The 16654-nt window shown below is 46.9% G+C and carries 10 protein-coding genes; 2 read left to right on the top strand and 8 right to left on the bottom strand.

Annotated elements, in window-relative coordinates; translation table 11 throughout:
* Positions 1-38: 38 nt before the first annotated feature.
* The 5 genes from dnaK to treZ all read right to left on the bottom strand — a co-directional run bounded on the left by dnaK (position 39) and on the right by treZ (position 8091).
* The gene (dnaK, locus tag QUA02_RS12965) at positions 39-1955 is read right to left on the bottom strand and encodes a molecular chaperone DnaK (protein ID WP_333028256.1); all 1917 of its coding nucleotides are present in this window, start codon (positions 1953-1955) and stop codon (positions 39-41) included.
* A gap of 421 nt (positions 1956-2376) precedes the next feature.
* Positions 2377-2901, bottom strand: coding sequence for a GNAT family N-acetyltransferase (locus QUA02_RS12960; protein WP_333028253.1), 525 nt, complete (start codon positions 2899-2901; stop codon positions 2377-2379).
* Between the two features lie 17 nt (positions 2902-2918).
* Positions 2919-3152: a type II toxin-antitoxin system TacA family antitoxin gene (locus QUA02_RS12955; RefSeq protein ID WP_333028250.1), complete on the bottom strand. Its 234-nt coding sequence runs from the start codon at positions 3150-3152 to the stop codon at positions 2919-2921.
* 116 nt (positions 3153-3268) lie between these two features.
* Positions 3269-6064 (bottom strand): malto-oligosyltrehalose synthase, encoded by a 2796-nt coding sequence (gene treY, locus QUA02_RS12950; RefSeq protein WP_333028332.1) that lies wholly within the window; start codon positions 6062-6064, stop codon positions 3269-3271.
* 206 nt (positions 6065-6270) lie between these two features.
* Complete coding sequence (gene treZ, locus QUA02_RS12945; protein WP_333028247.1) at positions 6271-8091, bottom strand: malto-oligosyltrehalose trehalohydrolase; 1821 nt, start codon at positions 8089-8091, stop codon at positions 6271-6273.
* A 346-nt stretch (positions 8092-8437) separates the two neighbouring features.
* Between treZ and QUA02_RS12940 the strand changes: the two genes are divergently transcribed.
* A complete protein-coding gene (locus QUA02_RS12940; RefSeq protein ID WP_333028246.1) occupies positions 8438-10495 on the top strand; it encodes an amylo-alpha-1,6-glucosidase in 2058 nt (685 codons plus the stop codon).
* Between the two features lie 35 nt (positions 10496-10530).
* On the top strand, positions 10531-11571 hold the full coding sequence (locus tag QUA02_RS12935; RefSeq protein WP_333028244.1) for a glucokinase: 1041 nt from the start codon (positions 10531-10533) through the stop codon (positions 11569-11571).
* A 272-nt stretch (positions 11572-11843) separates the two neighbouring features.
* Here the strand turns inward: QUA02_RS12935 and QUA02_RS12930 are convergent, their stop codons facing one another.
* The 3 genes from QUA02_RS12930 to QUA02_RS12920 all read right to left on the bottom strand — a co-directional run bounded on the left by QUA02_RS12930 (position 11844) and on the right by QUA02_RS12920 (position 16573).
* Positions 11844-12305, bottom strand: coding sequence for an EVE domain-containing protein (locus tag QUA02_RS12930; protein WP_333028243.1), 462 nt, complete (start codon positions 12303-12305; stop codon positions 11844-11846).
* Complete coding sequence (locus QUA02_RS12925; RefSeq protein ID WP_333028241.1) at positions 12302-14653, bottom strand: FHA domain-containing protein; 2352 nt, start codon at positions 14651-14653, stop codon at positions 12302-12304. Before QUA02_RS12925 ends, QUA02_RS12930 begins: the two co-directional genes overlap by 4 nt.
* Positions 14654-14833: 180 nt before the next feature.
* On the bottom strand, positions 14834-16573 hold the full coding sequence (locus tag QUA02_RS12920) for an ABC-ATPase domain-containing protein (RefSeq protein ID WP_333028239.1): 1740 nt from the start codon (positions 16571-16573) through the stop codon (positions 14834-14836).
* Positions 16574-16654: the final 81 nt, after the last annotated feature.

Here is a 16654-nt window from a genome sequence, read left to right as displayed (position 1 = left end):
GTTTCTTGCTTCTAGCTGCGGGCTTTTAATTTAGCCTTTTATTTGTTGCCTTCAGTGAAGTCGGCGTCAATTACGTCGTCGCCGCCGCCAGTGGGGCCGCCGTCTCCATAGCCACCAGGGCCGCCAGGGCCGCCAGGGCCGTCAGTGGGGCCGCCTGCTTGCTGGTACAGGTTGCTGCTAACAGCATAGAATGCTTGCTGCAACTCTGTTGTCAAGGTTTTGATGCGATCGTCATCTTCACTCTCGATCGCGCCTCGCAAGTCTTTAAGCAACCCTTCAATCTTAGTTTTGTCATCAGCGGGAACTTTATCACCCAATTCTGCCAACTGCTTCTCGATTTGATAGGCTTGAGAGTCAGCTTGGTTTTTGCGATCGATCTTTTCGCGACGTTCTTTGTCAGCAGAAGCATTCGATTCGGCTTCCTTCACCATGCGATCGACTTCATTGCTGGGCAAAGTAGAAGCACCGGTAATGCTAATAGATTGCTCCTTGCCAGTACCTTTATCTTTTGCAGCTACATTCAAAATACCGTTAGCATCGATATCGAAAGTAACTTCAATTTGAGGTACGCCGCGGGGGGCAGGTGGAACTCCATCTAAGCGGAAGGTTCCCAAATCCTTGTTATCATTCGCCATTTCCCGTTCGCCTTGCAAAACGTGAATTTCCACGTTTGTTTGGCCGTCTACAGCAGTCGAGAAAGTTTCCGACTTCTTAGTAGGAATAGTGGTGTTGCGGGGAATAATTTTTGTCATCACGCCGCCCAAGGTTTCGACGCCGAGAGACAGCGGAGTAACGTCGAGCAACAGGATGTCTTTGACTTCGCCTGCGAGTACGCCGGCTTGAATTGCTGCACCGACTGCAACCACTTCGTCCGGGTTTACCGTTTGGTTGGGGTCTTTGCCGAGGATTTTTTTGACCAGTTCTTGCACCGCAGGAATGCGTGTAGAACCACCAACTAAGACGACTTCATTAATTGCAGATTTGTCTAATTTGGCGTCGCGGATCGCATTTTCTACGGGGATGCGAGAGCGATCGATCAAATCCGAACACAGTTCTTCAAACTTGCCCCGCGTCAAAGTCGTGTCCAAGTGTTTTGGCCCGTCTTGAGTCGCGGTAATAAACGGCAAGTTGATTTCTGCTTGGGTAACGCTCGAAAGTTCAATCTTGGCTTTTTCGGCTGCTTCCGTCAGGCGTTGCAGTGCTTGTTTGTCTTTGCGGAGGTCAATTCCTTCGGCTCTTTGGAATTCGTTAGCGATGAAATCAACAATTTTTTTATCGAAATCGTCACCGCCGAGGTGAGTGTCTCCACTTGTTGCGAGCACTTCAAACACGCCGTCGCCAACTTCTAGAATAGATACGTCGAAAGTACCGCCACCTAAGTCAAATACGAGGATGGTTTCGTTGCTCTTTTTATCTAATCCGTAAGCTAAAGCGGCTGCTGTAGGTTCGTTAATAATCCGCAGAACTTCAATACCGGCAATTTTTCCAGCGTCTTTAGTAGCTTGGCGCTGGGAGTCGTTGAAGTAAGCGGGAACTGTAATTACCGCTTGGGTGACTGTTTCGCCGAGGTATTTGCTGGCGTCTTCTACGAGTTTGCGGAGAACTTGTGCAGAAATTTCTTCTGGGGCAAATTGCTTGCCGCGGGCGGGACAGTCTAGTTTGAGGCTGTTGCCGACTTTGAGGACTTTGTAGGAAACTTCAGTGGTTTCGTGGGTTACTTCATCAACCCGACGCCCGATAAACCGTTTTACTGAGTAAAAGGTGTTTTCGGCGTTCATCACGGCTTGACGCTTGGCGATTTGTCCGACAAGTTGATCGCCATTTTTAGCATATGCTACTACGGAAGGTGTGGTGCGACCCCCTTCGGCGTTGGCTATGACGGTGGGTTTGCCGCCTTCCATAACTGCGACGCAGGAGTTTGTCGTACCTAAGTCAATTCCAACTACTTTTCCCATAGGGGTGTTCCGGCTCCAATCTCTACAAAATTTTGGTTTTCTATCTGTGCGATAGTCTGGTTATTCAGGACTGCGATTTTACCTCGCGGTTGACGGGTAGTGAGTCCTGCTTTAATACAGTCTTCGATAGGGTGCTGATCTCTATACTGCGGGCGGTAGACCTTGCGATGAAGGGGTATTTACCGAACCTGTTGAGGGACGGTTGCATCCGTGAGGCTTGCACCGCTACAGTTGTTGACTGCTTTTGTTTACTCTTCCTAATGTACGGGGTGCGAGCGATTCGGGTATTGTGGCAAACCGTATACGTTGTGTTGTATTTGCCGTCTTTGTTGTATAAATTTTGTTTGGTTGGTAGGGGCGATCGGTCTTTTGGCTGCAAAATAAAAGTAAAATTTATCATTTAGAGTCATGAGTTAGAGAGCTACCTATTTGCTGCTTGTTTAATTGTACTCATCAGAATAAACAGTGAAAAAGGAGTATCTTGGTACTCCAAGAAACCGCACCTTTTGTAAAATTCTTTAGCTTGTTCGTCAATAGCATCTACTCTGACGGCATAAATTCCCATATTTTGGGATAAATTCAGTGCATTCTCGAAGGCATGACGTAGCAACCGCTTCCCCAAGCCTCTACCTTGCATTGAGCGATCGACTGCAAGCTTCCCAAGCAGCATAGCAGGAGGGGGATAGTTGGGGAGATTTTCTCGCAGGTTAGCTGGTAGCTGGGTACGATCGAGTAAATTAGCGCTGCAAGCATAATAGCCTGCTATTGTGCAGTTATCTTCACCTGTTAAAGCTACAAAAGTTCTAGCAGTACCGAGCCGATCGTTCTGCTTTGCATATCGTTTGAGATAAGCATCTAATTCTGTATTTCCCGAATTAAATGGGTCTTTTCTAAGACTGCTCGTACTTCGGTTTATATCTTCTAGACGGCTAATAGTCCAATTCACTCGCTTGACTGTTTTGTTTAATAATCTGCAAATAATGCGAGCAATCCTTCAGACGGTGCTGGCGGGTTTTCCATGACTGACAGTAAAAAGGCTCGATCGCGATCGGACAGTGCTGGAGGCGTATTATTATAGGCTGCTGGGCCGTTGATAGTGGCATCGGCTTCGGCAATGAATTCGTCTAGGACAAATAGGTAAGCCCACCAAGAGAGTCTGGTTTCGGTACTGGTTTCGGTTTTGACGAGCGATCGCATTTTGCTATTCCTCCCGCTGCTAAGATTTCTTTCCTGCTATGATTCTAACTAAAAAAGCGACAGGTTGAAACCTGCCGCTACCTGTACAAAGTCCGCCAGAGCAGACTATTTTATTGCTATTTTTCACCGATCAGCAGAGCTGCGGGAAAGTAACTGAGAGCTTCACCAATTGCCAGCGTACCGTTACTTTCTACCGCCTGATTGGTAATCGCATCTTTCCAAACCGACGGCATTTCCTCGGACAATTTCAAATTAGTATCTTTCCAGACTTGTTTGCCGATCGGCATTTCTTCCGGTTTGACAATTCCCGTCAAAAACCGGGGAGCAATGACAATAACTGTAGTATCTCCAAAGCTTCTGGCAAAGGCAACAACATTATCTTTAAACGTGCCCGCTGCTAGCAGGGGCCGATAGTCGCCTGATTCAAAAACTTCTAAGTATTTTTTTCTGGCTTCTAGGACTCTTGCCGTCAAAAACAACTTAATTCTAGCATCTTCCCGCGTCGCAATCAAATCCTCAATTAGTTGCAAAATATCCGTCTGAGCTTGCTGTTTTATTTCCCGCAAAACCTCGATTCTGCGGGCAAAATCAACGGGACGGCGGTTGTCGGGATCGACGTGACTCAAATCCCAGAATTCCGTCCCTTGATAAATGTCGGGAACGCCCGGAGCAGTAATTTTCAGCAGCGTTTGAGATAAAGAATTGAAAATTCCGTAATCAGCTACTTTTTTCCAGAAAGGTGTAAATTTCTTGAGGAATTGATTTTGTTCCGAAGGTTCGAGAACGCTATCGACAAAGGTCATAAAACCAGCTTCGTAGTCGTTATCCGGTCTCAGCCAAGCCGTATAGACTTTGGCTTCGCGGACAGCTTTAATGACATAATCTTTCAGGCGATCGACATAATCAGTGTTTTCAATTCCCTCAAAGGGAAAACTGCCGATCAGAGTTTGGTACAAGAAGTATTCGTCATTAGTATCGGGAACCATTCGATTCACAAAGTTGACTTTCTTAGAAGAGTTTAGCTCTCTCCAAGACCTGACTTGCTGTTCCCATTCATCGGGAAGTTCTGACAAAACGTTAATTCTGGCTCGCACATCTTCGCCGCGTTTGGTATCGTGGGTAGCTGTAGCATTCATTTTGTGCGGCCAAGCGACTTGCTGCTGTTTGTTGAACTCGTGAAAATCTACCAGCGAAACGCCGAACTGACTGGGGTTTCCTCCCACTTCGTTGAGGGATAAAAGCCGGTAGTAGACGTATAAAAGCGTGTCTTCAACGCCTTTGGCCATCAAAGGCCCTGTCAACTGCTGGAGTTTCATTACAAAGTGTCGGCGCTGCTCTTTTTGTTCGGTTGTTAGGGTTTCTTCTTCTTCGAGCAACACCAGCGTTTCGATAAATTTAAGTTCCTTGAGGAGTCGCGGTACTTGTTCTTTAGCATGGGCGATCGCATATTTGACGTAAGTGCGATCGGACTCTCTCAAACCCTCTTGATTGATGTAAGTTCGGTAGACTGGAAAAATCGTCAAAACAGCAGCCAGTGCTTTTTCCAAACCGGGACGAGTAAAGTCGTTTCCCTGTCTGGATTGACCGGAAATATTCTTCAAAAGTTGAGCCAAATTGTCTACATCTCCCGCCAAATTTTTCTCAACAATCAGCCCTTTTTTATCTAAAAACAACTGTTCGTAAGGAACGTTCAGGCGAGTAAATCTCTGATATATTTCGCTAAATTGCTGTTCGCGATCGCACCGACAAAAAACGCCGTTTACGTAGTTCAAAAAGTCGTAGCCGCTCGTTCCCTCAATCGGCCAATATGACGGCAAATCTTCTTCGTGTTCGAGAATCTTTTCAACAGTGATGTAAGTATCTCCGACTCTCTCCCGGAGGCGTTTCAAATATTCTGTGGGGTCGTAAAGTCCGTCGATATGATCGATTCTCAATCCGGTAAACTTTCCCTCTTCAACCAGGTCGAAGATCAGAGCGTGGTTTTTGTGAAAAACTTTAATCTCTTCAACTTTTACCGAAATCAGTTCGTTGACTGTAAAAAACCTTCGGTAGTTAATTTCTTCGGCTCCCACTTTCCAGAAAGCCAGACGGTAAAACTGCTCGGAAAGCAAATCGTCCAGCAAATTAAAGCTTTCGGAATTGCCCTTTTCACCGTTAAAAAAATTGATATTTTCATCGATAAATTCCTGCACCATGGGATTTTGATTGTAGAGTTCCCACAGCAGTCCTTTGACAAAAGCTATCTGATCGTATCTGGCTTTACCTTTAGTTTCTGTAGGTGTATTTTTAATCAAATAAAGAATTCCCAAAAACTTGATAAAATCTGGATGGCGTCTGCCTAATTCCCTGGCTAAATGCCCCAAATTATGACTGATAAATTTAGCATAAGATTCAATTTTTACTGGCAATTGTAAGCTATAATAATTGATGGTCAGCCCAATTTCGCTGTATTTGAGTTGAATTTCGCCATTTTCCAGACACTCTCCATAAAAATTGCCCAGCAGCGGAGCCAGCACTCGACCCCTGAGATGTTCGTAAGCGTGATTCCATTCAATATCGAAGTAATCGAAATAGTCGGAATCCGGGCCGTGTTCCAATACGTCTAACAGCAGCAAGTTTTGAGTGTCGTAAGCCATGTGGTTCGGCACAATATCTTGCAGCCATCCCATATTCCGTTTCTTGATTTCGTATGTGAGCGCTTCAAAGTTTTCTGATGTTCCCAATTCGGGATTGAGCTGATTTGAGTCAACGACATCGTATCCGTGAGTGCTGCCTTTTCTAGCTTTAAATATCGGTGAGGCGTAAACGTCGGTAATTCCTAATTCTTCCAGATAGCTAAGGATTTGTTTGGCGGCTTCAAAGTTAAAACCTGCATGAAATTGAATCCGATAAGTTGCTGCGGGAATTCTCATCATGTTAATTTTACTCCTAATTAGTTTTTTGGGTTCGATCTTTTAATCAGGAGGCAGAGCCTCCAGTTTTAACTGCTACAATTTTCGACGAAAGTGTCGCACTCAAATCAACTTGTAAGGTGCGTCAGACGAAGTGAGAGAGAAATTATTGAGTCCTTGGATCTGACGCACGCTACAAATGCGTGTTAGTTGCGTCCAGGACTCTACTATAATTCGTAGAGTGCAAAACTCTGTGGTTTGACGGTCAATTCTTGCTCTGAAGTTATCTTTTCTGGTAAGGTTGAACCGGCACCCATCCATTTTGCATCAGCAGAGTCTAAAATCTTTTTCCAGTTGCCTTGGGGAAGTGCAGCCGTAAAAGCTACCTCTTGCCTGTTGAAGTTTAGAATGCAGAATATCTGGCTGTCATCTGTCCAGCGACGTAGAAATAAGATTTTTTCCGCTTCTATGCTGGACACTTCTAGACTGTTTTTGTCTAGTTTTTTAAGGGCCGGTATTGTCCGCCGCAGTTGAATCAGATGTTGGTGCCATTCCCAGAGGATTTTGTGTTTGCCTTCTGTTTGTTTTTCCCAGTTTAACTTGCACTTATCGAAACTCTCAGGACTCTGGGGGTCTTGAAACTCCCCTCGCCCTTCAAAGATTTTAAATTCTTGTTGTTTGTCTTTGCGGATAGCTTCAATTAAATTCTCGTCTGAGTGGGAAACGAAGTAGAAAAACGGTGCTTCTTCTCCGTATTCTTCTCCCATAAACAAGAAGGGAATGTAAGGAGAAATCAAGACTGTGCCTGCTGCTAGTTTGAGTCCTTCAAAATCAACTATTTTTGATAGTCTATCTCCCAAAATGCGGTTGCCAATTTGGTCGTGGGTTTGGGAAAATACGACGAATTGATGGGCCGGTTGCTCCTTGGCAGAACTGCCGTGTTTTCGCTTTCTGTGGGGGGCGTATTGGCCGGAGTAAACAAAGCTTTCTTTGAAGGATTTTTCTAAGTGTTCGCACTTGCCGAAGTCTTGATAGTATCGGTCATTTTCTCCGGTGAGGAGTGCGTGCAGTGCGTGGTGGAAATCGTCGCACCACTGGGCGTCTAGCCCGAAACCTCCTAGTTCTTTCGATCGCAAAACGCGGACATCGTTTAAGTCACTTTCTGCGATTAAATAAAGTTGCCGTCCTAGCTGTTGAGAAAGGTCGCTTGTTGCATCGGCGAGTTCTTGCAAAAACGGTCTGGCACCTACTTCAAATATTGCTTGAATTGCATCTAATCTCAGGGCATCGACGTGATAGTCTCGAAACCAGTACAGGCCATTTTCTATAAAGTAGTGGCGCACGCCGTCGCTGTATGCGTCGTCGAAGTTGAGGGGGTCTCCCCAAACCGAGCCGTATTTTGATGTAAAGTACGGGCCGAATTCACGGAGATAGTTTCCTTCGGGGCCGAGGTGGTTGAAAACTACATCAAGAATTACTGAGATGCCTTGTTCGTGGCAGGCGTTGACGAGTTTTTTGAAGCCTTCGGGGCCGCCGTAGGAGTTTTGAACCGCGTAGGGATATACGCCGTCGTATCCCCAGTTTCGGTCGCCAGGAAATTGGGCCACTGGCATGATTTCAATGGCGTTGATTCCCAGTTTTTTTAGTTGGTTGAGTTGGGGAATTATTGCTTCAAATGTTCCGGCTTGGGTGAATGTGCCGACGTGCAATTCGTAGATGACCATTTCTGGTAAAGGTACGCCTTGCCAATCTGTATCTGTCCAAGCAAAGGCGCTTTCATCTATTACTTGGGACGGGGCGTGCACGCCTTGGGGTTGATATTTTGAGGCGGGGTCTGGTCGATCGGTTTTTGCTTCGAGTTGGTAGGTGTAAAGGGTTCCAGGTTGGATGTCTGTAGCTGTGGTTTGCCAATAACCTTCGGCGGATTTTTGCATGGGGAGAAGGCGTTTGTCTGGGGAAACAAGTTGGACTGCTACTTGTTTGAGAGTGGGGGCCCAAACGGTAAATTCACATTGGTTGTTGCCGAGGTAGTTTGCTCCTATCTTCACTTTGAATTGTTCTCCTGATAAAATAGGTTGGCGGTGTGACTGAAAATGCTATTTTGGCAATGGGTCTGTTGAGTGCCGATCGCCAACCAGCCTGTTTAAAAATTAATATCAGTTAAAAAAGTAACAGACAACTAACTTTAGACAGAGCAAGGGCTAAAATTGTCGCAAAGAGGCAAAATTAGCGGTTGGTTCCATCTAAATTAGAGCATGAATCTGCGCGGGCCCGTTAGCAAAGCTTGCAGCTATTGGATCGCCAAATTAGCCGACTAGGGTAACAATTCTTTATTTCTACACTGTGTAAAATCTACCCAAAGGTAGGTAACAAGTCACCGCGAGTGTGTATTTTATGGTTATTGCTTTTGGACGGGAAATCTGCTGCAATCTAGACTCGGCGGAGTCTCGCGAGTGGTTGGTAACAAACGGGATCGGCGGTTATGCTAGCGGGACGATCGCGAATCTCCTCACGCGCCGCTATCACGGCCTGCTGGTAGCTGCCCTCAAACCCCCGCTGGGACGGACTTTGATGCTCGCCAAGCTGGACGAGACGGCTGTGTATCACGATCGCCCCTATCCGCTTTATACAAACCGCTGGGCCGACGGTACGATCGAACCTCACGGCTACAAATACGTCGAAAGCTTTCAACTCGAAGGCACGACGCCAGTGTGGAGATTTGCTCTCGCTGACGCTATCCTGGAAAAGCGGATTTGGATGCAGCAAAGTGCTAACACAACATATATTCAATACCGCTTGCACCGCGGCTCAAAGCCGATCGCCCTCGCTGTCAAAGCCCTAGTCAACCACCGCGACTACCACCACACGACGAGCGTCGGCGACTGGCAGATGAGCCTAGAAACCTTGGAAAGCGGGGTTTGCGTGACGGCATTTCCCTCCTGTGCACCCCTGTACCTGCTGACGGATGCCGAACCAGATGCCAAATTTCGAGTCTCGGCGCCCTTATACAATTGGTACTACGGATTTGACTTGGCAGCAGAAAAGCGGCGCGGATTGGACTGCTGCGAGGATCACTTGCACGCCGCGACTTTTCACATGACGATCGCACCGGGACAGTCTCTCACTTTGATAGCGAGCACGGAGAAAAACCCCCAACTCAACGGCAGTACAGCTTTAGCAGCGCGCCGCACTTATGAGGGAGAAGTGCTGCAAAACTGGTCAAAAGTGAGCGAATCTCCCGATTGGATCGATCGCTTAGTGCTAGCCGCCGACCAATTTATCGTCAGCCGCCCGCAGCCAGAGGAACCGGAGGGCAAAACGATCGTCGCCGGATATCCCTGGTTCAGCGACTGGGGGCGGGATACGATGATTAGCTTGCCCGGTCTCACAATCTGTACCGGGCGATCGGAAATTGCGCGATCGATTTTGCGGACATTTGCGCGGTATGTCGATCGGGGAATGCTGCCAAACCGCTTTCCCGATGCCGGCGGCGCACCGGAATACAACACCGCAGACGCGACACTGTGGTACTTTGAGGCAATTCGCGCTTACTGCGAAGCCACCGGGGACGATCGACTTTTGAGCGAACTCTGGCCGATATTATGTGAGATTGTCGATTGGCACATCAAGGGAACTCGGTATAACATCCGCCTCGATCCCGATGACGGTTTGATCTGCGCCGGCGAAACGGGCGTGCAGCTAACTTGGATGGACGCGAAAGTTGGCGATTGGGTGGTGACTCCCCGGATTGGCAAGCCGATCGAACTCAGCGCGCTTTGGTACAATGCTATACAAGCAATGGCAAGTTTTGCTCAAAAATTGGGAAAACCTCACTATGAATACCAGCAACTGGCCGATCGGACAGCCGCCGGATTCACCCGCTTCTGGAACGACGGCACTGGCTACTGTTACGACGTTCTCGACGGCCCGGGCGGAAACGACGCCTCCCTGCGGCCCAACCAGATATTCGCCGTGTCGCTGCCCTTAGACTTGTCCCCCAAATCCTTATCAGCAAGGGGGATGCGGGGCAAAGAAACCTACCGCTATACACCGTTACTAACGCCCGATCGGCGTCGGGGGGTGGTGGACGCCTGCGCTCAGCAGTTGCTCACTTCTGTCGGCCTTCGCAGCCTCTCGCCGGAAGACCCGCAGTATCGGGGCGAATATGGAGGCGACCAATTGCAGCGCGACAGCGCCTACCACCAGGGCACAGTTTGGGGCTGGCTGATTGGCCCGTTTGTCTTGGCGCACTTGCACGTATACAAAGATCCAGCACAAGCTCGCGAATTCCTCGAACCGATGGCACATCATATAATGGCCGGCGGAGTTGGCAGTCTGAGCGAAATTTTTGAGGGCGACGCCCCCCACTCGCCGCGGGGCTGCACGGCTCAAGCTTGGACTGTGGCTGAGGTGCTGCGTGCTTGGTTGGCAATAAATACTGTCGGTGTTTAAATGGGGAATGTTATGTTTGGTGGAAAAAGAGATTTATGGCATTATTATTAGCGGGCGATATTGGCGGAACTAAGACAATTTTGCGGTTGGTGGAAAGGACTGTTAACGGTGAAATGAACGCTCTTTACGAGTTTCGCTATCCGAGCGGGGAGTTCCCTGATTTAGTACCGATGGTGCGGCAGTTCTTGACGGAAGCTGCTATTAAGTTAAATTTTGCACCACAACCTGAAAAAGCTTGTTTTGCGATCGCAGGCCCCGTGGTCAACAACACTGCAAAACTGACTAATTTGCCTTGGCTGCTGGATGCGAAGCGTCTGCAACAAGAATTAGGAATATCACAGGTTAGTTTAATTAATGATTTTGTCGCGGTTGGCTACGGCGTGTGGGGTTTGGAGGCTACAGATTTGCACACTTTGCAAGTAGGAAAACCCCGCGAACACGCTCCAATTGCTGTGATTGGTGCGGGTACTGGTTTGGGAAATTGTTTTGGAATTCCAGAGGCAAATGGCATCAGGGTTTTTTCTTCGGAAGGGGGACACGGTGACTTTGCTCCTCGCTCGGAGTTGGAGTTTCAATTGCTGAAATATTTGTTAGCCAAACACGACATTCAAAGAATATCGATCGAGCGAGTAGTTTCGGGACAAGGAATTGTTTCAATTTACCAGTTTTTGCGGGACATAAAATTTGCTGCTGAATCGCCGGAGGTAGGGGAAGTTCTCAAAAAATGGGAGGAAGAAATCGGTAAAAGCGAGAAGACTGTGGATGCGGGAGCGGCAATTGCGACGGCGGCACTGGAAAAGTGCGATCGGCTTTCCGAACAAACAATGAAAATGTTTGTAGAAGCTTACGGCGCGGTGGCGGGAAATATGGCTGTGACACTTTTACCTTACGGCGGTTTGTACATAGCTGGCGGCATCGCTGCTAAAATTTTGCCGCTGATTCAAGAAGGGGGTTTTATGCGAGCTTTTACGCACAAAGGCCGGATGGATTCGCTGTTAGAAATGATGCCAGTTCGTCTTGTTTTGAATCCCAATGTAGGGTTAATTGGAGCCGCGGTTTGTGCGGCCGGTCTTTAGGGGATTTTAAATAGTTTGGGCGGGCTCTCCGGCTACCCACAGTCAGGACACGGCAGTGCCGTGTCCCTACAATTAATCGGGGTAGGGAAACGGCACTGCCGTGTCCTCCTCGCGAGCATAATCGATTATTTTGGGGTAGGGAAACGGCATTGCCGTTTCCTCCGTTATTATCATTCCGGTGCAACCGAAATTGATATAATATCAAATCGGTTGGCATCGGAATTGTTCATCTCTCTCTTCTTTGACTCTGTGTTCTCTGCGTTCTCTGCGGTTTAATCATTAGATTCTCTCATCTTCAAAATCTTCTGGGCTGCACCTTCAAATACCGGCATCACCGATAACCGAGTGCCTTTCCTCACCACCCAAATCTCATCAGCACTAAACTTTTGTTTCAGTAAATCCAAAGATATTAATTTAGCAAACTCCTCAACAAACTCAACTCTCACAGTTTGCCAGCGAGGTGCATCAAGCTGCGATTTACGATCGTAATATTCGCTATTCATATCGAACTGAGTCGGGTCAGCGATATTAGTTTCAACGACGCGCATCAAGCCGACAATTCCCGGTATTTTAGTATTAGAATGGTAAAAAAATACTAAATCTCCACGACTCATTTCTCGCAGAAAATTGCGAGCTTGATAGTTGCGAACGCCGTCCCAAGTACAAGTGCGATCGCCCTTCAAGTCCGCAATACTGTAAACATCCGGTTCCGACTTCATCAGCCAGTAATTCATAAAATATCTTTCCGCTTCTGCAACCACAGAGTCAAAATCAAATAAACGCAAATATGCACGCACAAAATACCCCAGTTTAAACTCAAATTCTCCCACGTTGGATCGTAAACAGGAGTAGGCTCAAACGGCTGAGGAAGTGTACTCCCATCCGGCAATTTAGTAAGTGCGGGAACCATCCCATTCACATTAACTAAAGAGCCGTAAGCACCCACAGACCAGCGGCTTAGCATCAGCCAAGAAAACTTGCTCGCCGCACCTTCCATCTTAAACAAAACTCCAGAAAAAATAATCTGAGGTAGCAACAATAGAGGCAAAGCGCTATTAGCTTGAGAGCCATTTTTGACGATCGCCGAAACGACTAATCCGAGACTGACACAACTCAGCAAAGTTAGAAAAGTCGTAATGCTTACTCCCACAGGCCAGGAAATAAAACTTGGTTCGGGGGATTTAAAAGCAATCAGAATAACTCCTACCATTAACAGCGTTTGCAATACCGCCAACCCGGAAAGTATGAAAAATTTTGAACCCAAATAAGCAAACAATCCTAAATTCACCAAACGTTCGCGCAAATAAATAGCAGATTCTTTAACAATTTCTTGCAGAGAAGTTGCCAGTCCCACCCAAATCGCCGCACAGGTAAATACAAACAAAACTCGCAACGCCAAAGGTGCTAAAGTTGCCTCCGGCGCACCAATTAATGGGTCTTTATCTCTGACCGCTAGCCGCAGTAAACTAATGCCGATCGGAGCCGTTAAAAGTGCTAAACTCAAGTTAACTAAGTCGCGGGAAATAAGCTGAAAATAGCGCTGGACAAGCAAAACGAGTTGTTTTACAAAAGATTGAGATTTTGGTGCAGAAGGTATTTTTGCATTAGCCTTGCCTGTGCTGAAGTGGTTGATAATATAGTGCTGATAGTAGGGAGATTTATTAAACTTTTCTGCCCAGCTTTGAACGTTGGTTTCTCCGGTTTCTAATTCGTTGTAAATGTCTGCAAAATCGCCCGTTTTGATATCGAAAAAATCGAGCGCTTCCGCAGGCGGCCCGAAGTAACAAAGGCGTCCGCCGCGACCCATAAAAACAATCCGATCGCACATCGTGATATTTGCCGTCGCGTGAGTCACCAGAATCACCGTCCGGCCTTGATTTGCCAACTTTCGCAGCAGTTGCATCATCTTTTTATCCAAACCCGGATCTAGTCCTGAAGTCGGTTCGTCTAAAAAGAAAAGTTTCGGATCTGCTAACAGTTCAACTCCGATGCTAACCCGTTTCCGTTGTCCGCCGCTAAGCTGTTTTACTAAAGCTTTGTGGCGGTGAGACATTTCAATATCTTCTAAAGTTTTTGCGACTACCTGATTGACATCTGTATCGGGAGGTAAGCGCAATTTAGCTGCATAACTCAAGACTTCTTCTACTGTCAAATCTGCGTGCACAATATCATCTTGAGGCACGTAACCGATTTGATTGCGGTAAATATTGAAGTTTTGGCGCAGGTTGTCGCCGTTGAGAAACACAGCGCCGTTAGTGGTTTTTTCGATGCCTAAAAGCGTCCGCATTAAAGTAGATTTTCCCGCACCGCTACCGCCGACTAAAGCCACAAACTGCCCCGGTTCGATCGCCAAAGTGATGTTATCCAAACGCTTCGGAATCACCAGACTGTCAGCATCCAAACGAATTTGATTGCCGGAGTCTTGCATCTCCAACTCACCGCTGCGGTAAGTTAGAGTAAACGGGCCGATCCGAATTGCATCTCCCTCGGACAATTGTACGGAATTTGTGACTCGCTGACCGTTCACAAAAACCCCGTTAACGCTGTGGTCTCGCAAAATATAATTGCCGCGACTGTCTTGGTCAATTGTGGCGTGGCGTCTAGAAACAAGCGGCGCATCTAATTGCAGCGAAGCGTTTGGATCGCGACCCAACAAAACCGACCGATTTTTAAGAAGAATTGACTGCTTGCTAGGGACAGCAACCTGATTCGCCAGCGGATTAAAATAACTCAGCAAAACTTGATTTTGAGGATCGAGACCGATTTTAATTTCTGTACCGTCTTTCAGACAATAACCGTCATTGGGAGTGATGCGAGTGCGATCGACAAATAAGCCATTAGTGCTCGGCCGCTGGCCGTCACCGTCGTAAATCCAGTAATTATTGCCAATTTGGCGCAAAACAGCGTGAACGCCGGAAACTGCGCGCCAGGGTTCGGGAATGACTAAATCGGCACGAGTGCGATCGCGCCCCAATACGTGCTGCTGCTGTTGCAACTCTAACTGTAAAACTTGACCTTGACTATTTAATACTAAATATGGTCGATCGCTTAAAGCAGTCGGTTGTCCTATATTGCCTATCATATTTAAATCGCGGTTTTTGCACTCACTTTTTCAGCATATCAAAAGGCGGACAACAATACACTTATAGCCTTTCTCAGAAAGATGAGGTACGACTGGGCATAGGGCATAGGGCATAGGGCATAGGGCATAGGGCATAGGGCATACCTCACTTTTTTGAGAACCGCTATATATTAAGCAAGTCTACTTAGCAACAACAGACAAACTGCGAAGCCGATTAATTGCCGCCGCTAATTCAAACCGTCGAAACATGGCAAAATCCCCTTCAGGAAAAGGCGATAAAATATCCATCCCCTGCGCGTCAATATCTGCCATCACCAAATCTATGATTTCCGACAAAGTGCGTTTTCCGTCCATATATTGCTGCTTAGCATAAACCATTGCCGCAGCGATCGCCCTCAACTGTCCGCTGTCCACAATTTGCTCGACAGCACCCAAATCAATCTCCTCACTTCCGAAAGCCAATTCATCAACATCCCGCACCTTCACCCGCACATCTCGCCGTCCCAGACTCGGATCTAAACTAGCAGGAATTGGCACTCTTTGAGTAATCTTACCAAAATTTTTGCCCCCTTCAGCAGCGCGGCTAATCGAGTAATTTATAGCAATTTTTTTAGCTTTTTCCGTCACATTATATGCTTGAAAATTATCCATTGCAATCACAGTATCCGCCACATCAAAATAATCGCCGCTTCCCCCCATGACTAAAACAGTTGATACGCCACAATCTGCATACAACTGTTTAACTTTATCAATGAAGGGCGTAATCGGTTCCTTATCCTTAGCGATGAGTTCCTGCATTCGGCGATCGCGAATCATGAAATTCGTCGCTGCCGTATCCTCATCCACCAATAAAAAAGGCATTCTCCCCACTTCCAAAGCCTCAATAATATTAGCAGCTTGCGACGTACTGCCACTCGCATTTTCAGTATAAAATTGTGAAGTATCTCTACCTTGCGGCAACTGATTAATAAAAGGCGAAATATTTACTCCCGCCACACTTCTCCCATCTTCTGCCCTAATTTTAACCGCCGCCGGATTAGTCACCACAAATTCCCGGCCATCTCCCGGAATTCGGTTGTAAACTCCCAATTCAATCGCCCTGAGTAAAGTTGATTTGCCGTGATAGCCGCCCCCAACAATCAAAGTAATGCCAGCGGGAATACCCATACCGGAAATCAAACCGCGATTCGGACAATTAAAGTCAACTTTTAACGACGGCGGCGACTGAAAAGCCACAGCATTATTTAACAAAGGACTGTTGTCAACACCGCTGCGGCGGGGCAAAATAGAACCGTCAGCCACAAACGCAACTAATCCTTTTTCAGCTAACTGTTCCCGCAGCCAGTCAGCATCTTCTACAGTTTCAACATGACGGCGACATTCAGCAGCATTTAAGTTAGCATACTTCAGAGATTTGCTGACAATTTCCGGGATATCTTCGCACAGCATTTCAGCAGCTTGTCGCCCTAAAATACTGCGTCCACTCGCTGGAAGTCCGACGGCAAATCGCAGTTCAACTCCTCCTAAATCTTCAAGATCGGATGTATTTGAGGAAATGATAAATGCGGAAGTTCGTTCTAAAACTTCTTGTCCGAAGCGAGTCACTGCAATCATACCGCTTTTCCCTGTGCCGCGTTTGGTGCTGATGCTGTAGGCTGCTTTTTCAAACTGGCGAGTTAGGTAATCTCTGAGGGCTATTTCTCGACTGCGAGAGTTGAAAAGTTGACAAGGAATTTGAGCAATGTTGGGGGGAACTCTGACTCTAAATTTACTGGGAGAAGCAAACGGATCTCCCTGCACGTAATCAATAATTAATGTGAATTCAGAAAAGTCGTAGTTACCTTGAATGTCTTTGTAGGCTTTGTAGCCTCGATTATCTAGTTGCAATAAATGCCGTTGCAGAGTTTCTTTGTTAATCATTTGTTATTGGTTATTTGTTATTAATTAATTTGTTATTAGTTATTGTAGCTGCTTCCTAGGCTGTGCCTGGGAACCGATGTC

It is taken from the genome of Microcoleus pseudofavosus SVA1_A4 (genome assembly GCF_036700565.1).
Lineage (GTDB): Bacteria > Cyanobacteriota > Cyanobacteriia > Cyanobacteriales > Microcoleaceae > Microcoleus.
Note: the sequence above shows the minus strand (reverse complement) of the source record. Positions and strands in the feature narration are given on the sequence as shown.